We start from the raw sequence: 26,660 nt of genomic DNA on the forward strand, positions 1-26,660 counted from the left end.
TATCATTGCAGGTTTTTTTTAAACCATTTACTTTTTTTCGCAATGAATAATAACGATTGGTTTTCTTGATTCTTTTTCTTATCGATAACATAGTGATGTTTAACCTCAATGATGTTAAATGAGTAATAAATTTTTAATAGTATAAAAAAACAGATGAGCAGTATAAATAGATTATATTAAGTCTATATTAAATAAAAATTAAATTGCGCAATTAAATTATTAAAAATTAGGTTTTTTTACAATTGAAATTTAAAATATGCATTCAGAATGAAAATCCACACTCAGCAAAACTAAATTGGCTGTATAATAAAATACTATCTGATTCGGATAGTATCAAGTTCTGCAAATTATAGTAATGTTCTTTTTTGATTCCAATCATCTTTTTTAATAATTTTCATTATAAAATTAGCCTTTAGGGTTTGTTTTTAATATTATTAGAAACCAATAATGTTAGGATTCTTACATTCTAAATTAGTTAAATTAATTTAATACTAAATAGTGGAAAAAATTTCCTAATGATTAGGCATTACTCACTCAGTCAATTTTTAAAATGAAATATTTAAAAAATAAAAACTTAATGATGCAATTTTTTCCATTGTTATTAGTTTGTTACGAAATAACCAATTATTTAGCCAACGACATGTACTTGCCGGCTTTGCCGAGTATGATTCACGATCTCGGGATCAGTACCCGCTTAGCGCAACAAACCGTAACTGCTTGGTTTTTTGGTGCAAGCTCGTTACACCTATTATTAGGTCCGGTCTCGGATCAATTTGGTAGAAAACCGGTCCTACTTATCGGCGGGGTATTATTTACTACAGCCACTTGGATTTGTGCAATCACATCGAATATTCATATTTTATTGTTAGCACGCTTTATTCAAGGCGCGGTGGTGTCTACTCTAAGCACGGCTGGTTATGCCAGCATTCACGAAACCTATGATCGCAAACAAGCTATCCAAATATTGGCACTGATGAGCAGTGTGGTGGTGTTGGCACCTGCTGTGGGCCCTTTAATGGGTGGAATTTTTTTGCAATGGTTGAACTGGCGTTGGATATTTGTATTTTTAGCACTGAGTGCCAGCATCATTTGGCTAGGTTTATGTTTTATCATGTCGGAAACACACTCCACTACACAAAGATATATGTTTCGCTGGTCACATGTATTAATAAATTATCGACAGATACTAAAAAATAAAGCATTCATGCTTAATCTATGTATTATTAGTTTTAATGTCTTAGCTAAAGTTGCGTGGATCGTAGGCGGACCGTTTTTAATCATCAATCAATTTAAATTAAACACCTTGTATTTTGGTCTGATCCAAATTTTGGTCTTTGGCAGTCAGATTCTCGGTGCACAACTCGTCAAACGTGTTATCCATCGCATCGAAATAAATCGTTTAATTAATCAAGGGTTAAGCATTTCTCTCTTCGCTAGCCTGCTCGCGGTTTGTTTGAGTTTTATTTTTCCAGATAAACTCATAGGACTGGTCATTTGCTTAATGATTTTTTGTTTCGGTACCGCACTTTCCAGTCCTTTACAGCGACTTTGTATCGAAGCGAGCCCTGAACCCATGGGTGCACGCATGGCCATCTATGCGACTTCGATTAGTTTATTTTGTAGCTTGGCCAGTTTTTTATTTAGTTTTACCTATACTGGCAGTTTACTCTGGTTTGCTAGTTTACTGTTTATACTTGCCGGTCTCGCCAATCTCGTGCGCTGGTTTAGCTTGAAATACTTTTTTAGCGTTTAAATGATGCCATTCATATCAATATACCTCTAATTACTAGCCCTTCTTAAGTAAGCTAAGTTTAGTTTAAGCTTCATACTATACAATGTTCTTACATTCCGAAGATGAGGTTTTTATGCCAATAGTCACTGATCAAGGAATAAATACAGCAAAGCTTTGCGAGAACAGCAAAAAATACTTAAGTCATATATTAGCAAATAGAATTGTAGTTGGCGCAAGAATAAAGGATCCTAACTTTGTAAGCTGGAAAGAAGTTTTAGGCAGACCAAAAGAGAAATTAGGAGCACATTTAGTTAAGCGCTTAGCTTGGCAGCTACGAGAAAACGCCGCATATGATGGTCCCCATAATAATGAAAGCTTTAAACAACACATTGTAAATACATTAATTACACTCGAATATCAACATCTCGAGCAAATTCCAGAATACAAAAAACAGCAAGCAAAATTACGTCACAAAAAACGTGCTTTGATTTCTTTAACTATCCTTGCCGCTCTAGCTACTGTATTCTTTTTCGCTCTACCGGTGTTAGGTGGAGCGGCTATTTTGGTCGGAGTCGTAAGCGCACTAATTGGAACTGGATTGTTATCCTATTCAGTCTCTGCTTTTGTCGGCGAAAAACTCATTGATTCGGAATGGATTGCAGAATGCTCGCATAAAAAAAATCAATTTCTGCAAAAAATGGATAAAGAGAAAACTCAAGCTAAATATACAAAGATAATAAAGACGACCAACAAAACACCTACTTCTGAAAAATATAAGCGGGCTTGTCCACAAAAATTTTTGGATAAAGCGCGTTTATCCACCATCATAGAAGAAGTTGATAATGAAAATGAAATAAAAAGCCGACAAATTCCTGTGGTTAAAACAGTAGCAGAGAATGAAATGCAAATAAGTAATTCAAAAATACGCTTAACAGCGGATGCAACGACACAAACACCATCCGATGATAAAAGTATGAGTAAACCTTCTATAACCTATAATGTTTCTTTTTTTATACCCCTAAAAACATCCCTTGATCCTATACAAAACTTTATTAGCCATAGCTATATATAAAAAGCTAAATCTTTTATTTAAAAAATAGTTAATCAAAACTGTCTAATAGCACCGTCAATAGCTCTTGTTGATTCAGTTGTGCGGCTTTACTGATAGCAACGCTCGGTTGATGTATCAGTTTATTGGTTAAACGATAGGCTAACTGTTGGATAACCTCTTCTTGTGCATGACCTTTTTTTAACAACGCTAAGGCTTTTTTGACTTCTGCATCCCTAAATTGTTCCGCTTGTTGACGATAAGAACAAACAATTGGCGCAGCGGCTGTTATTTGCAACTGCTGCTGATAATGTTGAACTTTCTCTTCTATCAGACTTTCAGCTTTTACAGCCGCAGCTTTTCGACCTTGTTGATTTGTCTGGATCAATCGATGCAGATCCTCAAGTGTATAAAGATATACATCTTCCAATTCATTAACACTGGATTCAATATCCCTAGGCATGCCCAAATCGGCGATAAACAAGGGCCGACGTTTACGTTCTTTAAAAGCCTGTTCCAACATCAATTTTTTAACCAGCGGCACATCACAGCTTGTTGCTGCGATAATGATATCTGCCTTGGCTAAAAAATATGGGATAGCGTTTAAACAAATTGCCTGACCGTCGATCACTTTTCCCAGTTTTTCTGCTAGCTGCGGAGTACGATTGGCAATCCAGAAATGACGCACGCCTTGAGAAAACAAATGTTTAGCTACTAAAGAAATAGTCTCACCCGCTCCCACCAACAAAACCTGAGTATCCGCTAAATGAGCAAAGATTTGTTTTGCACAAGTCACCACCGCGAATGCCAGAGAAACCGGATGCGCAGTAATATCCGTCGCCGTACGCACTTGTTTGCTGACAGAAAAAACATATTGAAACAATCGATTAAAATGTGTACCCGCAATCCCTAATGAATGGGCTAAAGAATAGGCATTTTTTATTTGGCCAAAGATTTGTGGCTCACCTAAGATTTTAGAGTTTAAACCGCTCGCTAAACGCAATAAATGACGTACAGCATGTTCTTGTTGATACACATACCAATGTGACTTGAGACTATCTTGAGGAAGTTTTTTATGTCGATATAACCAGTTCATGGTAGTTTGTGCATCGCCATTGATGCAGTAAAACTCCGTACGATGGCAGGTCGATAAGATCACCGCTTCTTCAGTTTGTGTGTCCTGCAACATAGCGCGCAAAGAACTTGCCAAATAATCCTTACCAAAACTAAGTTTTTCCCGAATGGCGAGATCGGCTGTTGCATGATTAATTCCACAGGCAAGCAAATTCATAAATTTACATTGCACTCCCCACCAAACTCGCCCATTCTTGTTGATAACGAATATCGATTATTTTAAATCCTGCTGCGCTATAAGTTTGTCGCACAGCATCGATTTGCTCATTTAAAATCCCGGCTAATACACAATAGCCATCGGTTTTAATTAAGGACCTAAAATAAGTCGCTAAATCAATTAATGGCTGAGCCAGGATATTAGCCAATAAAATATCAACTGGTTCTTGCAACTGAAAGTCCCTTGGCAAAACAATCGTTAATTTTTCTGTGGGTATATCATTTTGTTCGGCATTTATTCTGGTTGCGGCTAGTGCTTGCGGATCATGATCGATGGCAATCACGTGTTTTGCACCACATTTCTGCGCTGCTATACCCAAAATACCCGAACCACAACCATAATCAATCACGGTTTTTTCTTGCAGGAGCTGGGCATCTAACCATTCTAAACATAAAGCAGTGCTGGGATGTGTACCAGTACCGAACGCTAAACCCGGATCTAAACGGATATTCACGGCAGTTTTTACTGGCGGTTCATAAACACTAGGACAAATCCACAATTTTTTCCCAAAACACATCGGTTTAAAATCTTGCAACCACACGCGTTCCCAAGCTTGGTCTTCGACTATTTCGCTTTGATTCCCAAAAATAATTTTTTCATCAAATGTTCGGGTTAAAGCATCCATCAATGTTGACAGTACAGTATGCTCTGCAAATATCGCGCTTATTTTAACCTGTTCCCAGAGAGGTGTACTATCCAGCAAAGGCTCATAGAGATTTTGTTCATCCAATGCCTGCCAAGTCACTGATAAAGCTTCAGCGTCTTCTAAAAAATTACTCAGCACCTCTGTATGCTCACGCAGTGTATTTAAGTGCAATTGCAGGTAACGCATAGAATTACAACGCTAAACGTTGTTCAAGATAATGGATATTGGTTCCACCTTTAATAAAATTGGCATCACGTACTAAGGCTTGATGCATAGCAATATTTGTCTGTATACCTTCAATAACAATTTCATCTAAGGCATTGCGTAATCGTGCTAATGCAATTTCACGCGTTTCGCCATAAGCAATTAATTTACCTATCAATGAATCATAATAAGGCGGGACACAATATCCAGTATAAATAGGTGTATCCATCCGGATTCCTGGACCGCCTGGAGCATGGTATAAGCTAATCGTTCCAGGGGATGGCATAAATGTTTTTGGATCTTCGGCGTTGATACGACATTCGATCGCATGACCACGGATTGCTATTTGTTTCTGTTTATAATTTAATTTTTCGCCCGAAGCGATATGCAATTGTTCGACGACTAAATCAACACCGGTAACCATTTCAGTAATTGGATGTTCGACTTGGATACGTGTATTCATTTCGATAAAATAGAAGTTACCATTTTCATACAGAAATTCAAACGTTCCTGCCCCACGATACTTCATATCGCGACAAGCTTTTACGCAGAGTTCGCCCATATGTTGGCGTTGTTTTTCGGTAATCCCAACGGCAGGGGCTTCTTCAATAACCTTTTGATGACGGCGCTGCATAGAACAGTCACGTTCACCTAAATGAATAGCATGACCTTGACCATCGCCTAATACCTGAATCTCGATATGTCTAGGGTTGGTTAAAAATTTTTCTAGATAGACACTCGCGTTTTTAAAATTAGCTTGTGCTTCGGATCGCGTTATTGCAATCGCATTTAAAAGTGCTGCTTCACTATGCACCACGCGTATTCCTCGCCCACCACCACCACCCGCTGCTTTAATCAAAACTGGATAACCAATTTTTTGCGCAATTTTTAGATTTTTTTTGTCATCATTATCTAATTCACCTTCAGAACCAGGCACGCAAGGAATTTTAGCTTTACGCATCGCATTGATTGCCGAAACTTTATCGCCCATCAAGCGTATTGTTTCAGGTTCAGGGCCAATAAAAACAAAACCACTTTGTTGTACGCGCTCAGCGAAATCTGCATTTTCAGAGAGAAAACCATAACCTGGATGTATGCCCACTGCATCAGTAATTTCGGCTGCACTAATAATAGCGGGAATATTTAAATAGCTGGCGCTAGCAGGCGGAGGACCGATACAAACGGTTTCATCGGCTAATTTCACATGCTTTAAATTATCATCGGCCGTTGAATGTAGGGCGACAGTTTGTATGCCTAATTCTTTACAGGCACGTAAAATACGTAGAGCAATTTCGCCACGATTTGCAATAACGACTTTATTTAGCATTATTTTTACCTACCCAGTTTATTAGCATACCAGCCGTTTCAACAACGAACTAAAGCAAATTAGTAAGTTTCTATTCAATGATAAATAAAGGCTCATTAAATTGAACCGGCGTACCATTATCTACCAATCTCGCTTTAATTACGCCTGATCTGTCTGCTTCGATGTGGTTCATCATTTTCATGGCTTCAATTATGCACAAAATTTCGCCCTTTTTAACCTTCTGACCTAAACTTACATAAGGGGGTGCATCGGGGTTAGGTGCCAAATAAACGGTACCTACCATTGGTGAGCGCACTCTATGTCCGCTTACTTCAGCTTCTGCAGAAACTGATTCAGGTGGCATAATCCCACTCGAAGGACTAGGCTGTAAGAATGTTGTCCGAGCAGGTGAAGATGATTGTCGCTTTATGCGTATCGATTGATCTCCTTCAGAAAATTCAATTTCAGTCAAACCATGCTCATTTAGGAGTTTAATAAGCTGATTAATTTTTTCCGAATCCATAAAAAACGGCCTCTTTTTCAAACAACAATATGCGGCTTATTGGAGCATATCCTAGCTGACTTTGCTAGTCTTTCTATACTCTTTGCGCTTGAATTTTTTATCTGTGAGTATACACACAAGTTTGTTAAGCTTAATCTTCTGAATTTTATGGCTTTTTAATAATCGCTAGCATAGAGATAGCATTATGCAAAATCTAGGTTTAAAAAATCCGCATGACGCTCACCGGTTGAGCTTAGCTGAAATTAGCTGCACACAACTGCTGGGTGTGGGTCCAAAAATCAGCAACTATTTAAGCAAATGCGGCATACTTAACTTGCAAGATCTACTACTCCATTTTCCTTTGCGTTATGAAAACAGAACACAACTCACTCCCATCAAAGATGTCCGTTGCGATAGCAATGTACTGATTACAGGTGTAATTCATCCTGATCCGCACGCGAATAAGAGTAGAAAGGGATATTCTTGTAAACTCAGCGACGAAACCGGCAGTATCAACCTACGATTTTTTCATTTCAAGCTTAAACAATTTCAACAATTTAAAAAAGGACTCCGTTTACTGTGCTTTGGAGAAGTACATGCCAAAAAAAATAGCTTTTTTGAATTAGAAATGGTACATCCTGATTATGAATTTATACGTAATCAGAATCAGCTTCTATTACCGACTTATCTAACGGGTGTTTATCCGAGCACGCCCGGTATGTCTCAACGCTTATGGCATAAACTTATCGCTCAAGTATTTCATTTACTATTCAAAAATTTTAAAACTAAGTTAATTCACAAGCAACAACATTATTTCCCTGAATACTTACCTGAAGATTTATTAAAACGAATTAAATTCCCTTCTTTATTAGAAGCTCTATATTATATCCATCGCCCACCGGCTGACGCACCCTTAGAGGAATTAGCCACTGGAAAACATATTACACAACAACGCTTAGCATTAGAGGAGTTACTTGCCCATTCGCTCAGCGTGCAACAAATGAAAAAAAAACGTGCTACTGAAACAGCACCACGTTTAAAAATAGATGCTGCATTAATTAAACGTTTTTTGACGGCCTTACCCTTTCAATTAACACAGGCACAAAAACGTGTTATCAAAGAAATTAATCGAGATATGCAAGCAACCATCCCTATGCAACGCTTATTACAAGGCGATGTCGGTTCAGGCAAAACGGTAGTCGCCGCCTTTGCTGCATTACTTGCCATTGCTAATCATTACCAAGTCGCCTTAATGGCTCCAACTGAGTTATTAAGTGAACAACATTATCAACATTTTTATCGCTGGTTAACCCCTTTAGGCTTTCATGTTGTTTGTTTAAATGCAGGCTTACAAGGAAAAGTTAAAAAACAAACATTGGCTGATATAAAAACCGGTAAAGCCCATATTGCTATCGGCACTCACGCTCTTTTTCAAGATGGGGTGCATTTTGCAAACTTAGGTTTCATCATTGTTGATGAACAACATCGGTTTGGTGTGCAACAACGCTTAGCCTTATGGAAAAAAGGTCAACAAGAAAATTTACAAGCGCATCAACTCTTCATGACTGCCACACCGATTCCCCGAACCTTGGCCATGACAAGCTTTACCGACTTAGATATTTCTTTTCTGGATGAATTACCACCCGGTCGTCTACCAGTACAAACTATTGTTCTTTCGGATCATCGCCGTTCGGACGTAATAGAAAGGGTACGCGCCACGTGTACACAACAAAAACAAGTTTATTGGGTATGTCCGCTCATTGAAGAATCGGATTTACAACATTATCAAGCCGCTGAAACAACTTTTAAAATCTTAAAAGCCGATTTAACAGGTCTACGCTTAGGCTTGATACACGGAAGACTGCCTAGCGCTGAAAAAGAACGTATTATGCGTGACTTTAAAAAGGGTGAAATTGATTTATTAGTAGCCACTTCGGTTATCGAAGTCGGTGTCGATGTCAGTAGTGCTAATTTAATTGTGATAGAGAATGCCGAACGCTTAGGTTTAGCACAACTTCACCAATTACGCGGCCGTGTAGGCCGTAGTGATAGCAAAGGTTTTTGTATTTTGCTCTACCAAACTTTATCGCCTTTAGCCAAAGAACGCTTAAGTATTATGCGCAACAGCAACGATGGTTTTATGATTGCGCAACGCGACTTGGAATTACGCGGTCCAGGTGAAATATGGGGCTTGCGTCAAACTGGCTGGCAACAATTACGCATCGCCGATCTTAAACGCGATCACCATTTAATTCCGCATGTCCTTAATCTTAGTACCACGTTGCATAGCGAATATCCTTTTTTGATCGAGCCTATCATTCAACGTTGGGCACAAAACAACGATGGCAGCTATAGCAAGGTTTAGACTGATTTCCTTATGTTCTCATAAAATTACAAAAAACCCGGCTATCAAGATTAGTCGCTCTGTTATTAGTTGCAGTATAAGAAGGTGGTGGGAAAAAATGTGCTGAATGCTCTAAAGAAGTCCGGATAGAAGGATATACCGTAGATGTGTTGACAGGCGTCGAGAAAGTTGCACCATTCTTCATGGCTTGTTGATAAGTAGGCAGCTCCGAATAGCATACAGGCGCTGTAGGTGGCATATTATCCATTACCTCGCGATAAGAGGGTGGCGGTGATAAACAAAAACGATGTAATGCATTTTCCAACTCCAGCAACTGTCCTTTATTATTGTGCCGAAAACAAAATGAGAAGATTCCAAAGCCAAACTGCACAACGCCTACCAACGAATTGATAATTCCATATGCTGCAACAGCCACAATCGGAATAATAAGTAATGATATCCAGCTTGTATTAACGGGATAGAGGCCAATTAGCAATAGCATTAGCACACATCCAGCTACAGCTGCCACTACAAGCGCTAAGCCGAAAAAGATTTGTTTAATTGCTTGCTTTAAACCAGACTTTATTTCACTATTTTTATCCTTTTTTTCAGTATATTGCAGATATTTTTTCAGTGTTGTGACGGTTTCAGAAGTTGCATTACCGCGTTGCATCTCGTTTAATATCGCACAGACTAATCCCGTATCAGAACTTTTAGGTAAAAGAGATATTTCTCTACATGCATTGAAATGGCTAAAGACATTATCATCCAGCACAAAAACTTCCGAGTAATGCTCACAGAAAGGAGCAATATGCAAACCACGCAAACCATTTAAAGTCGACGCATCGATTTTTTTTATCCGGTATTTTTTCATGTTTTTCCTCCTTAAAAAAGTCACTGTTTTTGCCAAACTCCTTAAATAGAATAGCATCTTTCCGATCTAAATTGAGAATGATCGCCATGAATATTAACATTATCATAAGGGTTGTTAATCACCGGAACATAAAACAAACTGGGACCATTTGCACGACCTATTGGTATGGTCGATCCATGGTCTCTTATCGCATCTTCTAATAATACATCCTCATAAGTAGGAAGTAGAGATAACGAAGATAAAGATTCTGGATAATTCTCGTCAGTTGATGACATAGAAGAAAAAAGTAATTTAAGAAAATTTATTTTTTCCATGAGTTTCCCTTCTAATTCATGTAAAGCCCGTTCATTTTTATTAATTGACCATATTGAAAACAGCCAAAAACTTAAACTGTAAAAATCTGCAATTAAATTTCCATAAATTAAAGTTTTACTCGCCGGAAAAATTAATAAACACGTATGTAAAATTATAAAAAAACCGGTCATCATACCGGGTGTTATCGCATAATAGGCTCGATCATTTTGTACTTGTTTAATTAAAAACCAATATTTTTTGAACATTCTTCCTAACTGAATCAATTCAGCTGGTTCAATATAATCTTTTTCTAATTCTTGAAATAATTGCTCAATAAGCCGTTGCGGAGTGGGTGATCGCCGAAAATAAGCCAAGAAGTGACAAGGATGAAGTGGCTGAATAGTCACCTCAACATAGGCTTCTAACTCAGTGGAACCGATTATAAATTCGGGTATACCCCTTAGAAAAGAAGCAAATTCTAATTTAATCCGATAATTATTTCCATTGTTTGGCATTTTTTTCCCTAACTAGAGTTTATCTGAAAAAATAATTTTATTATTTGCTTGCTACTAGAACGTGTATCGTCGCTGCGTTGTACTATAAGTAGCTTCATAGCTATCACTCTCGGATGAGGAAGAAGATGAAATATAAAATTTTACAGTACTTCCAATCCTTTCATAAGAAGAATTAGGTGTATTATTAGGTGTGCGTGGCCCTAAAGCGAAGGTTTCGGATTTGACGTGTAAATCTGGTGAGGTAGCCGCTTTAGTTTTGAAGTGAGATATTAAGAAATTGATTTTATTGTTTAGCATTTTCGTCCCTGTAAATTTTTACATCCTCTTATTTTATACTTAAATAAAAAACTAATACACTATTTTTATTTAAAAAATTTATAAATTTATTGACTTAATGTTAATAAGCTAAGTCGACGGCGAATAGCCTAACTACTCACCGCCCGTTTTAGATTAACTGGTTTTTTTCTTAGGCATATACAAATCAGTGATGGTTCCTTCAAAGATTTCACTGGCTAGCATCACCGTTTCAGAAAGCGTTGGATGTGGATGGATCGTTAAAGCAATATCTTCAGCTTCGCAACCCATTTCTATTGCGAGTGCAATCTCAGCGATCAATTCACCGGCATTGGGACCCACTATACCCGCACCCAAAATACGCTGCGTCTTCGGATCAAATAATAATTTAGTCAGACCTTCATCGCGTCCTTGTCCTAAAGAGCGTCCACTGGCAAGCCAAGGAAAAACGGCTTTTTCATAAGGGATCTTGTTTTTTTCATCGGCATTGGCAACTGTTTCCGTTAAACCAACCCAGGCAATTTCCGGATCGGTATAAGCTACGGAAGGAATACAACGTGGTTCAAAAAAGTGTTTCTTACCCGCTATTACTTCAGCGGCAACCCGCCCTTCAGCAGCTGCTTTATGCGCCAGCATAGGATTACCAACGACATCACCGATAGCAAAGATATGTGGAATATTAGTTCTCAATTGTTTATCTACTGGAATAAATCCTTGTTCAGTAACGGTGATACCTAAGGCTTCAGCACCAATGAGTTTTCCATTCGGTTTACGACCAACAGCCGATAAAATTCGATCAAATCGTTGTGGTTTAGAACTTTCAGCTCCGGCAAACGTCACCCATAATCCATCTTTTTTTGCTTCAACTTTAGTGACTTTAGTTTTTAATAAGAATTTATAATGGTTTTGTAGACGTTTATATAAAGGCATGACGATATCTTTATCCGCGCCATTAATGATCATATCACCTGCTTCTACCACCGTAATATCACTGCCCAATGCATGATAAACCGTAGCCATCTCCATGCCAATAATGCCGCCACCTAACACTAAAAGATTACCTTTAACTTCTTTTAATTCGAGTGCACCGGTAGAATCGATAATCCTCGGATCCTCGGGTAAAAAAGCTAAGCTTATCGGTTGCGAACCCACCGCAATGATGGCTTGCTCGAATACAATTTTTTGTTTTCCAACCGTTAGTTCATTTTTTCCGGTAAATTTTCCATCGCCAAAAACACATTCAACTTTTCGTTGCTTGGCTAATAGAGATAAACCTCCGGTTAATTTTTTTACTACGCTGTCTTTCCAAGTGCGTAATTGTTGAATATCAATTTTAGGCTTACCAAAACTCACACCATATTCTGCCATGGCACTGGCATCTTCAATGACTTTGGCAGCATGTAACAATGCTTTAGAGGGAATACATCCAACATTCAAACACACACCGCCTAAAGTAGGTTCTCGTTCAACTAATATAACTTTTTTACCTAAATCAGCTGCACGAAACGCAGCGCTATAACCACCTGGCCCACTGCCCAATATGAGTACTTCGGTTTTTTTAATTTCTAACTCAGCCATAGTTTCCTCTAAAATAATTTAATACATGAATAAACCAAATTTGATACTATATTTAATGCAATTAGGTTTTATTTTACTAGGTTGAGTCTATAAAGCAGGGATTGATGCTGTCAACAAGGCAAAAATAATGAGTAAAGCGGAGTTGACACGGAGTCAATGAGCATTTGCGAATTATTTTTAACGTAGTTGACGGTATCAAGAACACTTTAGAGACTCAACCTACAGTAGCCAACGACGAATATCTGATAAACATGCGCTTAAATGCATAATAAAACGCGCTCCCTCCGCACCATCGATGACACGATGATCATACGATAGCGATAAAGGTAACATTAATCGTGGCACGAACTCTCCATCCTGATAGAACGGTTTAAACTGTGCTTTAGACACACCTAAAATAGCGACATCCGGTACATTGACTATGGGTGTAAATGCTGTACCACCGATACCACCTAAACTTGAAATAGTAAATGAACTGCCTTGCAAATCCACATTCGTCAATTGTTTTTCGCGCGCTTTCAGACTCACCTTCCCTAATTCCTGGGCTAATTCTAAAAGACTTTTTTTGTCCACATCCCTAATCACCGGTACCACTAAACCTTCTGGTGTATCGACAGCAATACCAATATGATAATATTTTTTTAGGATTAACTCTTCGCCATCAGCCGATAAAGAAGCATTAAAAGAGGGAAATGCTTTTAAACTGGTGACTACCGCTTTCATAATAAAAACTAATGGCGTTAATTTAATATTTTGTTTGGCTGCAAACCCTGTTTGCGCTTTGCGAAAAACTTCCAATTCAGTGATATCTGCTTCATTAAACTGTGTTACATGCGGAACTAACAACCAATTACGATGCAAATATTGTGCAGTTAATTTTTTAATTCGTGATAAAGCCAGCTTTTCTGTTCTACCGAATTGATTAAAATCAATTTCCGGCGCGCTAGGTAAACCCATCTGACTACTAGAACCTTGACTTAAATGTGCTTTAACAAATTTCTGTAAGTCTTCTTTGATGATACGACCTTTTTGTCCGGTACCGGAAATTTTATTCAGATCGATACCAAACTCTCGCGCTAAACGTCGGACACCAGGACCTGCATGGATATCACCTTTGTCCTCTTCTTCTGTATCTATTTCTTGCTCAAGTTCAGCGGATCCAGATACAACTTCTTCCTCTTTTTTTATATTTTTACTGTCTATTTCTGGCGCAACCGCGGGTGAAGCGGTATCTGAAATTGATCGTTTTTTCCTCACCGCTTTTTCAGTCGATGCATTTGATTCTTCTGTTTCAATGATTGCAATCAAATCACCTTTTGAAACTTTATCCCCTTTCTTGACTTTTAATTCTCTTAACTTTCCGGCTAAAGGTGATGGAATATCCATCGATGCTTTATCACTTTCTAGCGTAATTAATGCATCTTCGACAGCAATATCTTGGCCTATTTTAACGGGTATTTCGATAATTGCCGCAGCAGCAACATTACCTAAATCTGGAACATGTATTTCTTTTAAACTAGACAAACGTTTTCTCCTCGATACTCTTCGCACTTGAATTTTTGTCTGTGTTGCCGCTCAATTCGCTAGGGTTGTTAACATAACCCTATTTTTAAATACACGGCACTTGACAAAAAATCAATTGCTACGAGTCACTATTTTTTGCACTTGAATTTTTTGGCTATGCTGCTTCTCAATTAAATGGTAAATGGATTTGGCTGTTTAGGATCAATTGCATACTTTTTAAAAGCCTGTTCGATTTCGGTCGTACTCACTAAACCTTCTGCCATCAAGGCATGTAAGCTGGCTAGAACAATATAATAACGATTCACTTCAAAAAATTGTCGTAACTGCTCACGCGTATCACTACGTCCATAACCATCTGTTCCTAAGACCCTATAAGGTGCTTTAATAAATCCACGAATTTGATCGGCATTTAAGCGGATATAATCGCTTGCGGCAATCACCGGTCCTAATCGATTTTCTAAACATTGTGTCACATAGCTCTGTTGTTCGGGGTCATTAGGATGTAATAAATTATGTCGCTCAACACTTAACGCTTGTTTACGTAATTCTGAAAAACTCGTTACACTCCAAATATCAGCGGTCACGCCAAAATCTGTTTGTAATAACTCCGCAGCGGCAATCACTTCATTTAATATCGTACCAGAACCTAATAATTGTACATGTCGTTGACTCGGTTTAGTTTCGGATAATAAATACATTCCTTTAATGATGCCTTCCTTATTAGCTTCGCTTAACGCGGGATGGGCATAGTTTTCATTCATCAAAGTCAGATAATAAAATACATTTTCCTGATCTTGCATCATACGGCGCAAACCGTCTTGAATAATGACGGCAAGTTCATAACCAAAACACGGATCATAAGCAACACAGTTAGGTACTACTGAAAAAAACAACAGATTATGCCCATCTTGATGCTGTAAACCTTCGCCGGCTAAAGTTGTTCTGCCTGCTGTTGCACCTAAAATAAATCCACGTGCTTGCATATCACCCGCAGCCCAAACAAAATCACCGACTCGTTGATAACCAAACATCGAATAATAAATATAAAAAGGAATCATGCTCAAATTATTCGTACTATAAGAAGTGGCTGCTGCCATCCATGAACAAAATGCGCCGCCTTCATTAATTCCTTCTTCTAACAATTGGCCTTTTTTATCTTCACGGTAATACATTAATTGACCCGCGTCGACAGGATCATAAAGTTGACCTACGGGAGAATAAATTCCAATCTGACGAAATAAACCTTCCATACCAAACGTGCGTGATTCATCAGGTACTATGGGTACGATACGCGAACCTAAGGTTTTATCTTTTAACAGATGACGCAAAATTTCCACAAATATCATCGTCGTAGAGATTTCTCGTCCATTGGAACCGAGTAATATATTCTCAAAATTATTTAATGGGGGTGCCGCTAAACTTTCGTCAGCATGCGTACGGCGCGCCGGTAAATACCCCCCCAACTTTTTACGTTGTTGTTTTAAATACTTATTTTCTGGACTATTTTCACTCGGACGATAAAAACTTAAATTTTCAACCTCCGCATCACTCATTGAGAGATTAAAACGATCTCGAAACGCAAGTAGCTGTTCTTGTGTCATCTTTTTCTGTTGATGCGTAATATTTTGACCTTCACCCGCGGTGCCCATACCATAACCTTTGATGGTTTTAGCTAAGATAACCGTAGGTTGACCTTGATGTTCGACTGCCGCTTTATAAGCCGCATAAACTTTTTTAATATCATGTCCACCGCGTTTTAGCAGCCAAAGTTGTTCATCGCTCATATCCGCAACCATGGCTTTTAATTCTGGATATTTCGCAAAAAAATGTTCACGTATGTAAGCGCCATCTTTAGCACGGAAATTTTGATATTCCCCATCAATGGTTTCCATCATTAGCTGGGGTAACAAACCTTGTTTATCTTTTTTGAATAAAGGATCCCAAGCACTACCCCATAAAACTTTGTTAACATTCCAGCCTGCGCCGCGAAATACACCTTCGAGTTCTTGAATTATCTTGCCATTCCCACGTACTGGTCCATCCAGTCGTTGTAAATTGCAATTAATAACAAAAATGAGATTATCCAATTTTTCCCGCGCCGCAATACAAAGTGCACCGAGCGATTCAGGTTCATCCATTTCTCCATCACCACAAAACATCCAGACTTTTCTATCTTTGTTATCCAATAAGCCACGATTTTGTAAATATTTTAAAAAACGCGCTTGGTAAATTGCCTGCATCGGCCCCAAACCCATGGAAACCGTAGGAAATTGCCAAAATTCTGGCATCAGCCATGGGTGGGGATAAGAAGAAAGACCTTCTCCGCCGATTTCTTGACGAAAATGTGATAATTGTTCTTTCGTTAAGCGTCCTTCTAAAAATGCGCGTGCATAGATACCTGGGGAGGAATGACCTTGGATGTATAATAAATCGCCGCCGTGTTCAGAATTGGCCGCATGAAAAAAATGATTGAAACCCACTTCATACAAAGTTGCCGCCGAGGCATAGGTTGCTATATGACCACCTAGTTCAGAAGAAACCTTACCCGCCTGTAATACCATCATCACAGCATTCCAACGAATTAATGCCGCAATACGTTTTTCTAATTTTTCATCGCCAGGAAAAGGTGGTTCCAACTCGACAGGAATCGTATTCACATAAGGTGTGTGTAAGCAAGCGCTTAGGTCCAGACCCCGTTGACGCGCCTTATTGATAAGCTGTTGGATAAGAAATTGTGCCCTATCTGCGCCTTCAAACTTTAATACAGATAAAAGTGCATCTATCCACTCTTTGGTTTCAAGAGGATCCTTATCTAAGCAAGGAGTTTGCTGTGTCATATCAGGCTTACCTTTAGAAAAATATTCTTCGATTATTTTTTTTACAAACTGCTTAGTGACCTAACTATAACAGCACACCCAGCGTAACAGCGAATACGATAATTAAAAAGAGGATTAAATCACGGTCTATGAGTCTTAGAGCAGAATCATAGTTTTCATTAGTAAATTCAGTCGATTCGTCTAGTCCTAAGGCAATACGACCACTTTTTTCAATGAGCTCTCGATTCAATGAAACGTCTCTTAGCAAGTAATCTAAACAAAAATGACTGGTTTGTACAAAATTACCCGCTAAAGCAAACAATATTGAAAATAAACGCACCGGCAACCAATCCAATAACGCTCGAACTTGTTGAGCCGACTTTCCTAAAGCAGGATAACTAGGATGGATGTGAGCAGAACGTTCAACTAAACGATAGACTAATGCCGCAATTGGGCCTAATAATGCCATCCAAAAAATCACTGCAAATAAGGATTCATTCGCCTGCCAAAATATCGGTTGATGTATTTGCTTGGTATCAAAAATATTGATAGGACCCAAGCAGTAAAAAAGCACCACTGCGCCGATCAAAAAGGCTAACAAACCTTGGACAAAAGTAGCACTTAAAAAATAAATAATCGCTACCGGTATAACGATCGGTAAGACGACGAACAATAAAGGGAAAAAATATTGCTGTGACCAATTATTATTTTTAGTAAGGTCATTAATTTTACTAACATATTGTTCAAACCAATTAAACCGTGATAAAAAGTTACCTCTATGTAGGCATCGTTCCAATCCCAAGCACAGTAACAATGTAATAAATGTCATAATCTTCCTCCGGGCATCCAGCCCTAATATTTAAAAATTATTATTTGATCTTATTAATCTTTGCGTTCAAATTTTTGTCTGTTACCGCTCAATTCACAACCCTCTTGGTTATTGTATAGACCAGATTGCTACATAGACACGGCACTTACCAAAAATTCCATTGCTGCAAGTAAACTATTTTTCGTATTTGTAAATGCAAAGAGTATATATTAAAAAGACCTAGTTTAGTCTACACGCATCTTTTCATTCAAGGCCAAAGGTGTAGGATAACGTAAAACCACCCAATAAGATGAGCCCACAAACGTCAAAATAGTGACCGCTTGGATCAGATAGTTGGCTTTATCACCGATCAAGGCAGGCGTTGTTTCTGCGGCTAAATAGGCAATCAATAAAGAAAATTCACTAGCCTGTCCTAAACGTAAACCCACTTCGCGCGCTATATATTTTTTTTCACCCGACATTTGCAATAATACCTGAAACAACCAAGGTTTGATTAACAACACCAATCCTGCTAATAACAATGCCGGTATAAATACCATGGGTAAATAATGTAAATCAAAACTTGCACCAATAGCAAAGAAAAACATGATTAAACAAAAATCACGCAGTGGTTTTAAATTATCAGCGATGAACACGGCAATCGGTCCTTCTGCTATCGATACACCGGCTAAAAAAGCACCAATTTCTGCGGATAAGCCTAAAGCGCGTGACAATTCTGCTAATCCTAAACACCAACCGAGTGCAACTAAAAAAAGATATTCTTGCACACGATCAAAACGAATAAATAATTTACTTATGAAATAACGCTGTACGACAAAAGCAAAAGCGAGTAAGGAAGGAAAAGTAATTAAGGTTAAACCCAGATCGGCTAATTTAGAACCCGTCATATGTGCACCGTGCACAAATAACAACATACCTATTGCTAATAAGTCTTGTAGCAACAAAACACTGATCATAGTTTCACCAATCGGTTTATGGTGTAACGCTAAGGTGGGCAATAACTTAAGACCGATAATGGTACTCGAAAAAATTAAACTGGCGCCTATTAATACACTTTCTAAGAGTGTAAAACTAAACAGATAACCGACTGCAAAACCAATCGTAGTAAATAATGCACTGAAGACTAAGGTTACAATGGCTGTTTTACGTAAACTTCGATAAAACTCTTGTGGTGTTAAATCTAAACCGACTAAAAATAACAAAAAGATAATACCGATGTCGCCAATACCACGTGCCAAACCTAAATTTGGCACTAACTTTAAACAACTGGGACCTAAAATCAATCCTAATAAAATATAAGCGACTAACAAAGATTGACGTGTATACAATGCAATCGTTGCTAATACCGCAGCGCCAGTAAAAATAACAAAAATAGAAAAAACAAAACTATGATCCATTACTCCTCCAGGCAGAGCAAAGAGGCATTACCTCCAGCCGCCGTCGTATTGATGGATAATGAACGTTCTAAGCAAAGACGAGGTAAATAATGCGGTCCGCCTGCCTTAGGTCCCGTTCCAGAAAGGCCTTCACCACCAAAAGGTTGTACACCCACCACTGCACCTATCATAGAGCGGTTAACATATTGGTTTCCGACATGCACCTGACGTGAAATCGTATCTACAGTATGTTGGATACGACTTTGGATACCTAAGGTCAAACCATATCCAGTATGATTGATGGCATGGATTACTTGTTCACGATCTTTAGCGGCATAACGAATAACATGCAAGATAGGACCAAAAACTTCTCGTTTTAAAAGATCCAAGCTACTTAATTCAAATAGACTCGGTGCAAAGAAATTTGTTTGATCCAACCCACTCGGCAACTTGCATTGATAAAGCAATTTAGCTTCTTGGGACATGCGATCAAAATGTTCTTGTAAAGTTTTTTTAGCGGCACTGTCAATTACGGGACCAACATCCGTAAACAACTCGCTAGGATCACCTAATTTGAGTTCTGCCATCGCCCCGCATAGCATTTCAATTAAAGAATCCGCCATTTCTTCTTGCACAAACAATACACGTAATGCCGAACAACGTTGGCCGGCACTACCAAAAGCTGAATTCAATACATCCACCACCACTTGTTCCTTAAGCGCGGATGAATCAACGATCATTGCGTTTTGTCCACCCGTTTCAGCAATGAAAGGTAGGATCCCACCTTCACGACTTGCTAACCCCTGATTGATTTCACGCGCCGTTTCAGTGGAACCGGTAAATACTATCCCTTTAATTCGCGGATCAAATGTTATTTTTGGCCCAATCACTGCACCGCTTGCAGGTAAAAGTTGTAATACATCCCCAGGAATTCCCGCTTCATATAAAAGTTTTACCGCTGCCGTAGCAATTAAGGGTGTTTGACTTGCCGGCTTAGCAATCACGGTATTTCCGGTCACTAAGGCGGCGGTCACTTGACCAATAAAAATTGCTAAAGGAAAATTCCACGGGCTAATACAAGCGATAACACCCCGGCCTTGCACACTTAACCAATTTTCTTCACCGGTTGGCCCTGGCAATAATTGCGGTATTAAATCTAAGCGTGCGCGCATGGCATAGTAACGACAAAAATCGACTGCTTCGCGCACTTCAGCGAGTGCATCATTTAGTGTTTTACCACCCTCTTTGACGGCTAAAGCCATAAATTCACTCAAGCGTTGTTCAAAAAGATCCGCAGCACGTTCTAAGCAAGCCGCACGATTGTCTACCGATGTATTAGCCCAAGTAAAGTTTATCTGATGAGCATTACTTATTGCCTGTTCGAGTTGTTCAACACTGGCCATACTGACATGCCCTATGATTTCCTGTGGATTAGCCGGATTGCTAATAGCCCGGATTTTTTCGCCCTCCACTAAAACACCTTTAATTAAAGGCCCAGCGCAGTATGACTTTTTAGCCGCTATTTCTATTTTGCTAGCCAATGGTTCCCAGGTTTCGCTATCCGAGAAATCGATGCCGCGAGAATTTTTACGTGCAGGCCCATAAATATCTCTCGGTAAAGGAATTTTAGGGTGTGGAATCCTATCTAATTGATATAATTTTTGAACAGGATCTTCTAACATTTCATCGATAGGAATGGTCGGATCAATTATGCGGTTAACAAATGAGGTATTTGCACCATTTTCTAACAAACGTCTAACCAAATACGCAAGCAAATCTTCATGCCCACCCACCGGTGCATACACACGACAAGGAATATTAAGATTTTTAGGTCCTACGATATGATCGTACAAGGTATACCCCATACCATGTAAACATTGCATTTCAAAATCTCGATTCTTTCCAGCCAACTCGAGTACCGTCGCTAAGGTATAAGCATTATGTGTAGCAAACTGCGGATAAATTTCTGCAGAGTGTGCCAGTATTTTTTTTGCACAGGCAACAAAACAAACATCCGTCGCTGCTTTGCGCGTAAATACAGGATAGGATTGTAATCCCTTTAATTGTGCATTTTTAATTTCCGTATCCCAATAAGCCCCTTTAATTAATCGAACCATCCAACGTTTATTTTGTTTTTTAGCCAGATCAACCAGCCAATCAATAACAAAAGGCGCGCGCTTTTGATAAGACTGAACGGCCAAACCAAATCCTTCCCAATGCGCTAAATCAGGATCGCAAAATACCGCGCCAATAATATCTAAGGAAATATCTAAACGATCCGCTTCTTCGGCATCGACTGTCAGCGATATATTGTTGGCCTTTGCCGCCAAAGCTAAGGTTTTTAATTGTTTAATTAAGAAGGGAACCACCACTTCTTTTTTTGCAAACTCATAACGTGGATGCAATGCAGATAACTTAACGGAAATACCCGGTGCATCGTTCACTGATTTGACTGAAGCTGCTTTACCAATTGCGATGATTGCGGTTTGATAAGACTGAAAATAACGTTCAGCGTCTTTCTCAGTACGAGCTGCTTCGCCCAACATATCATAAGAAAAACGATAGCCTTTTGCCTCATAAGCTTTAGCTCTTTTTAATGCTTCGTCGATGTTTTGACCCATCACAAATTGGCGACCTAACACCTGCATCGCTTGCTTAACCGCTTTTCGGATAATGGGCGCACTGCTTCGACCAACAAAGCGGCGTAAAACATTACCTAAACCGCCCGTTTGGTTCGACTGTAACAATTTCCCGGTTAACACTAATCCCCAGGTGCTGGCATTAACAAAGAAAGAAGCACTTTGGCCAAGATGAGAAGCCCAATCCGCATTGGTAATTTTATCTTTTAATAAGGCATCTATGGTATCACTATCGGGAATTCGCAACAGTGCTTCCGCCAAGCACATCAGTGCAATACCTTCTTCACTGGATAGATCATATTCGTATAAAAAAGCGTCTAAACCGCCTTTCGATAAACGCTGCGCACGAATTTGTTCAATTAATTTAACTGCGCGTTGTGCAATTCTTTCTGACACTTGGCGTGGTACAGCTGCTAATTGCAATAATTGTTTAACACAGGCTGTTTCGTCGGCATAATAAGCTTGCGCTATAGCCAATCTTAAGGGATTTTTTTTAACTGATATTAGGGGAAACGACATTCGAGCCTCTATAGTAATTCCACAAATTATTTTTTTAAAAACACTTAGCACTTGAATTTTTGTTCGTATTGCCGCTCAACATCCTCAGGCATATTAATACACTCTGGTTGCTTTTTTTTGCGACACTTGCCAAAAAACCCATTGCTGTGAGTATATTTTAAAAGTATGAACCCAACATTCTTTACAGAATTATTTAAGTAGTTTGTCTTTTAAAATGTATTAGTCGTACATGAGTTCATCAAGCGGAGTTTGAGCAGTTGAGCCTCCATTTTGCATCAACTCACATAGTACATCCGTAATACAAAGATAGCGTAAAATATTCGGTGTGACTTCATCAAAATTTGCTTTTACACCCAGCAAAGATTGTTCTATCTCATCAAAACTAACCCCAATTCCATAACCTAAACAAAGTGAACACAGTTGATCCGCACGACGAGCAATCGCTGGCAACAACCCCACCTCAGAAAAAACCTCATCATAGGTAATAGGTCTACCCTTTAATGTAAAATTGGCCCGTAAGGTTTTGGCAATGGAATGCAACGCTTTTTTTAATTCCATCGATTTCTACTCCTTCCACCACGGGATAGCTATTTTACGTGGCCCAGCCAATACCGTACGTAACCAACGTAAAAAAACCGTAACAGAAAAGCCATAACGTTCTAATAAACCAAAAAACGCCATAGCTACTATCGCCAACACAAAACTCCAAACTCGAATATGTAGCAAAAACAAGAGCAACGGAAAAGCCGCACGTGCATCGATTAAAAAAAATCGTGGGATACGTGCCGAATCACGCCAATGTGCTGCTGTAGGAACCCGTGACATAAATTAGTCCCATGACCTCATTTGGTTAATATTCTATCATTTATGGCGGGAATCATACAGCAACTGATTACAAATTTAAAGTTGAGAAATAGCGTATAGTCATGGACTTGGAAGCTATCTTACCGAAGGTTTAACAGGTGTATTTTAAAAAAGCAGATTACATCGATCTTGATGAAAAAATTTCATGATTCGCTTGACTCAACTTTAACTAAACGCTTTAATACACAGCCTATGCATTAGCATAATTTTTTGAGCATATCTTTTTAGGCCGAATAGCTCAGTCGGTAGAGCAGAAGACTGAAAATCTTTGTGTCGGTGGTTCGATTCCACCTTCGGCCACCAGATAAATCAAACACTTACATCACTTTCAAACTTTCCAATATAACCCGAGCATATTTAGAGTTATTTTTTATACTGTTGTTATTAAATTGGTTTTTCGCATAATTTTTATCCCTTTTTAGTTTAATTGTTAAGACATTAACTAATTTAAAAAATCAATATTTTCTTTGTTTCTTTTTAACTACAAAAAACAAGTAACAATAAATTAATCTCGATCTTCATCTATATTTTATTCACCAAAAACTTAATGTAAAATTATTTAAAAATCGTTCTAAAAAAATAACTAAGTTTTAATTCAATTACTAGTATGAAAAGATATTGAAACTCGTGAGAGAAAAATAGTCATTAGTCTATATTATCTTACTGCATTCATTTTTTCCAAAAATTAAATCGTGTTATGAAACATGCGACTAAGTTTAATTTTAAGCTTAATCTTCCATTTTTATACCCGTCACTAAACTATAATGTCCAGCACTGCCTATGACTTGGACCTGTCTAAACCCAACGTCCGTAAGCATTTTTTGCAATTCTTTTCCCGAATATTGCTCTCCTTCTGTCCATCCTAGCATCATAATGCTGAAAGCGGCGGCTGCATGGTTAGTTTTGTTATCGTTGTAAAGCACTTCATGTAATAGGATACGTCCTTCATCTGGAAGCGCGTCGAAGCTCTTTGTTATGAGACTGACTGCTTTTTCTGGGGTCCAGTCGTGAATGACGTTTCCATAAAAGTGAACATCTGCTCTGGGAAAACTATCCTTCCACATGTTACCACTGTGGGTAGTGATCCGAGTTCCCAAATGATAAGTCGCTATAAATTCATCACTGGTCTTACATATTTCTGGTAGATCAAAAATTATGGCGTTAAGATTCGGAAATTTTGTTACTGCGCCGATTGCGTGAATACCGGAACCACCGCCCACATCTAAAAAAACCTTATAATTAGACAGATCGATTTTAGTGGGCCAAATACTGGCATGTCCTTTACTAAGGCTATGCATGGCAAGGGTGAAACGACGACCTAGCTCTAATTGTTGTTCATGTACTTTGAAGATGTCCTTCTCACCATCGGTTTGAGGTGAGTTTTTTCTAATGGCATTTTCCAAGTGATGGATGGAATAACTGTCATAATTGTCCATCATCAGATCCCAAAAATGTCCGAAATAAGCTGGACCCGTCTGTAAAAGATAATCTTTTGCAATCTGAGTAAGACTAAATACGTTGTTCTCTTGACGAATAAATCCAAGGGCTGTTGCCATATTGAGCAAGGCTTCCAAGGGACGGCGATTTAATTGCATCGTATGAGTGATTTGCTGTAGCGAACGTGAACCACCCGCTAACTGCTGAAAGAGGCCGATACGGTGTGCTACTAACATTGCCGGATAAACAAAGAGGTTGAGCGTTACATCAAATACCGATGTATCTTCAACTTGAGGAGGTGATAAATTCATAAGATTCCTTTCTTAAAAAAACAACCCAGGCGCAATAATAATCAATTACATGCCGATAAATGGATTATCACAATTTTATCCATCGATCATTTATATTATCTTTCTGAGCAAGATTGCACCCGATCTAATTGGTGCTTTACTCGATCTGGCTGCTACCCCGTCACTAATTAAGTTTTCTCAGATATTTTTATATTCGATTATTCTAAAAAATAGATTTAATAATTTAACCTATGAATATTCCCGCTTACCGCTTACAGCAGCTCAAAACGCGCATGAAAGAAGCGCAGTTGCTTAGGTTCATAGATCATTTTCATTCCACGGATATCTTGCCGTCGCTGGTATACGCGCTCAATAGCGTTAACGGTAAAATCAAGATGAGATTGAGTATAAACTCGGCGCGGTATGGCGAGACGCACTAGCTCAAGCTTGGAGAGATTGTTTTCACCCGTATGGGTATTTCGGCCAGCAGATAGAATACCGCGTTCAACAGAGCGGATACCTGCCTCTGTGTAAAGCTCTACCGTCAATCGCTGTGCAGGAAACTGTGACTGCGGAATATGCGATAAAAAACGGTTGGCATCAAGATAAACAGCATGTCCTCCAATCGGCTCGACAATTGGAATGCCGCGTGCACGTAACTGTTCGCCGAAATATTCAACCTGTTTAACCCGGAACCGGATATGTTCCTCCTGCACAGATTCCTTGATCCCTAGAGCCATAGCCTCCATATCGCGGCCTGCCAAACCGCCATAGGTGTGAAGCCCTTCATAAGCTAACGCTAAGCTGCAGGCTGTTTCGTACAGAGCCTCTTCGTTAAATCCAAGCCAGCCTCCGATATTAACCAACGCATCTTTCTTACCACTTACGATAGCCGCATCAGTTAAAGTGCAAATTTCGAACAAAATTTCGGCTACGGACTTATTCCGATAACCTGATTCGCGTTGTTGGATAAAATAGGCGTTTTCAACGGCTCTGGCAGCATCAAGAACGATAAGAATTTTATGTGCACGAGCTATGTTACGTACTTCGTGCAAGTTAGCCATCGAAATAGGTTGACCACCTGCCATATTCACGGTAGCTGCTAGATTAATATACGGGATCTGCTTAGCCCCAACTTGCTCAATTAAAGCCTCTAACTTCGTCAGGTCAACCTGACCCTTGAATGGTAAAGTTGATTCAGGATCATGTGCTTCGTCGATGATAATATCGACGAAATTGCCACCCGCAAGCTCCTGATGGAGACGAGTGCTGGCGAAATACATGTTCCCAGGCACATAGTTCCCAGGTCGGATCAGCATCTTCGAGAGGATATGTTCTCCACCTCGCCCTTGATGAACAGGCAGGACATAACGATAACCATAGTACCGTTGAACAGCTTCTTCGAGATGATAAAAATTCCTGCTTCCAGCGTAGGATTCATCACCCAGCATCATACCCGCCCACTGCGAATCACTCATAGCCGATGTGCCACTATCTGTAAAAAAATCGATGAAAACGTCTTCTGAACGCAGCAATACGGGATTGTAGCCAGCTATTTCGATAGCTTGTATACGCTTACTCAAAGGAATTACCTTCAATGGCTCAACGACTTTGATTTTGTACGGCTCAACTCCATCCATTATGTCACGAGATTCCTTATACATAATATATTCCTTAG

20 protein-coding genes and 1 tRNA gene are annotated in these 26,660 nt (G+C 39.0%); 4 read left to right on the forward strand and 17 right to left on the reverse strand.

The features are described 5' to 3' along the window. The first annotated feature begins 550 nt into the window (after positions 1–550). Both AAHI99_RS04580 and AAHI99_RS04585 read left to right on the forward strand, forming a co-directional pair. Positions 551–1,753 (forward strand): MFS transporter, encoded by a 1,203-nt coding sequence (locus AAHI99_RS04580; protein WP_342227122.1) that lies wholly within the window; start codon positions 551–553, stop codon positions 1,751–1,753. Positions 1,754–1,865: 112 nt separating this feature from the next. After that, complete coding sequence (locus AAHI99_RS04585; protein ID WP_342227123.1) at positions 1,866–2,804, forward strand: hypothetical protein; 939 nt, start codon at positions 1,866–1,868, stop codon at positions 2,802–2,804. Positions 2,805–2,832: 28 nt separating this feature from the next. On the opposite strand, the gene hemA is transcribed toward AAHI99_RS04585, so the two are convergent. From hemA to accB, 4 genes are all read right to left on the reverse strand, one after another. Continuing rightward, complete coding sequence (gene hemA, locus AAHI99_RS04590; protein ID WP_342227124.1) at positions 2,833–4,071, reverse strand: glutamyl-tRNA reductase; 1,239 nt, start codon at positions 4,069–4,071, stop codon at positions 2,833–2,835. A 4-nt stretch (positions 4,072–4,075) separates the two neighbouring features. After that, a complete protein-coding gene (gene prmA / locus AAHI99_RS04595; protein ID WP_342227125.1) occupies positions 4,076–4,963 on the reverse strand; it encodes a 50S ribosomal protein L11 methyltransferase in 888 nt (295 codons plus the stop codon). A 4-nt stretch (positions 4,964–4,967) separates the two neighbouring features. Further along, positions 4,968–6,308 (reverse strand): acetyl-CoA carboxylase biotin carboxylase subunit, encoded by a 1,341-nt coding sequence (accC, locus tag AAHI99_RS04600; RefSeq protein WP_342227126.1) that lies wholly within the window; start codon positions 6,306–6,308, stop codon positions 4,968–4,970. 70 nt (positions 6,309–6,378) lie between these two features. Then, on the reverse strand, positions 6,379–6,810 hold the full coding sequence (gene accB / locus AAHI99_RS04605) for an acetyl-CoA carboxylase biotin carboxyl carrier protein (RefSeq protein ID WP_342227127.1): 432 nt from the start codon (positions 6,808–6,810) through the stop codon (positions 6,379–6,381). A 184-nt stretch (positions 6,811–6,994) separates the two neighbouring features. Here accB and recG point away from each other — a divergent pair, with 184 nt between their 5' ends. Further along, positions 6,995–9,154 (forward strand): ATP-dependent DNA helicase RecG, encoded by a 2,160-nt coding sequence (recG, locus tag AAHI99_RS04610; RefSeq protein ID WP_342227128.1) that lies wholly within the window; start codon positions 6,995–6,997, stop codon positions 9,152–9,154. Between the two features lie 10 nt (positions 9,155–9,164). Here recG and AAHI99_RS04615 read toward each other — a convergent pair whose 3' ends face one another. From AAHI99_RS04615 to icmT, 11 genes are all read right to left on the reverse strand, one after another. Next, positions 9,165–10,007, reverse strand: a complete 843-nt coding sequence (locus tag AAHI99_RS04615; protein WP_342227129.1) for a phage holin family protein — start codon at positions 10,005–10,007, stop codon at positions 9,165–9,167. 41 nt (positions 10,008–10,048) lie between these two features. After that, on the reverse strand, positions 10,049–10,816 hold the full coding sequence (locus AAHI99_RS04620) for a hypothetical protein (protein ID WP_342227130.1): 768 nt from the start codon (positions 10,814–10,816) through the stop codon (positions 10,049–10,051). Positions 10,817–10,870: 54 nt separating this feature from the next. Next, entirely contained in the window at positions 10,871–11,113 is a 243-nt protein-coding gene (locus AAHI99_RS04625; RefSeq protein WP_342227131.1) for a hypothetical protein, read from the reverse strand. Positions 11,114–11,266: 153 nt separating this feature from the next. After that, positions 11,267–12,688 (reverse strand): dihydrolipoyl dehydrogenase, encoded by a 1,422-nt coding sequence (gene lpdA / locus AAHI99_RS04630; RefSeq protein ID WP_342227132.1) that lies wholly within the window; start codon positions 12,686–12,688, stop codon positions 11,267–11,269. Between the two features lie 219 nt (positions 12,689–12,907). Next, positions 12,908–14,212, reverse strand: coding sequence for a 2-oxo acid dehydrogenase subunit E2 (locus AAHI99_RS04635; protein ID WP_342227133.1), 1,305 nt, complete (start codon positions 14,210–14,212; stop codon positions 12,908–12,910). 170 nt (positions 14,213–14,382) lie between these two features. Beyond that, a complete protein-coding gene (gene aceE, locus AAHI99_RS04640; RefSeq protein ID WP_342227134.1) occupies positions 14,383–17,049 on the reverse strand; it encodes a pyruvate dehydrogenase (acetyl-transferring), homodimeric type in 2,667 nt (888 codons plus the stop codon). Positions 17,050–17,113: 64 nt separating this feature from the next. Continuing rightward, complete coding sequence (locus tag AAHI99_RS04645) at positions 17,114–17,857, reverse strand: hypothetical protein (protein ID WP_342227135.1); 744 nt, start codon at positions 17,855–17,857, stop codon at positions 17,114–17,116. A gap of 224 nt (positions 17,858–18,081) precedes the next feature. After that, positions 18,082–19,254, reverse strand: a complete 1,173-nt coding sequence (locus AAHI99_RS04650) for a cation:proton antiporter (protein ID WP_342227136.1) — start codon at positions 19,252–19,254, stop codon at positions 18,082–18,084. Further along, the gene (putA, locus tag AAHI99_RS04655) at positions 19,254–22,391 is read right to left on the reverse strand and encodes a bifunctional proline dehydrogenase/L-glutamate gamma-semialdehyde dehydrogenase PutA (protein ID WP_342227137.1); all 3,138 of its coding nucleotides are present in this window, start codon (positions 22,389–22,391) and stop codon (positions 19,254–19,256) included. Before putA ends, AAHI99_RS04650 begins: the two co-directional genes overlap by 1 nt. A 219-nt stretch (positions 22,392–22,610) precedes the next feature. Next, positions 22,611–22,949, reverse strand: a complete 339-nt coding sequence (locus AAHI99_RS04660) for a type IV secretion IcmS family protein (protein WP_342227138.1) — start codon at positions 22,947–22,949, stop codon at positions 22,611–22,613. 6 nt (positions 22,950–22,955) lie between these two features. Next, complete coding sequence (icmT, locus tag AAHI99_RS04665) at positions 22,956–23,216, reverse strand: IcmT/TraK family protein (protein WP_342227139.1); 261 nt, start codon at positions 23,214–23,216, stop codon at positions 22,956–22,958. Positions 23,217–23,482: 266 nt separating this feature from the next. Here icmT and AAHI99_RS04670 point away from each other — a divergent pair. Further along, positions 23,483–23,558, forward strand: a tRNA-Phe gene (locus tag AAHI99_RS04670). 425 nt (positions 23,559–23,983) lie between these two features. Here AAHI99_RS04670 and AAHI99_RS04675 read toward each other — a convergent pair. Both AAHI99_RS04675 and AAHI99_RS04680 read right to left on the reverse strand, forming a co-directional pair. After that, positions 23,984–24,928 (reverse strand): methyltransferase, encoded by a 945-nt coding sequence (locus tag AAHI99_RS04675; RefSeq protein WP_342227140.1) that lies wholly within the window; start codon positions 24,926–24,928, stop codon positions 23,984–23,986. Between the two features lie 326 nt (positions 24,929–25,254). Beyond that, complete coding sequence (locus AAHI99_RS04680) at positions 25,255–26,646, reverse strand: tryptophanase (protein WP_342227141.1); 1,392 nt, start codon at positions 26,644–26,646, stop codon at positions 25,255–25,257. Positions 26,647–26,660: the final 14 nt, after the last annotated feature.

Source organism: Rickettsiella endosymbiont of Rhagonycha lignosa (genome assembly GCF_964031165.1).
Lineage (GTDB): Bacteria > Pseudomonadota > Gammaproteobacteria > Diplorickettsiales > Diplorickettsiaceae > Aquirickettsiella.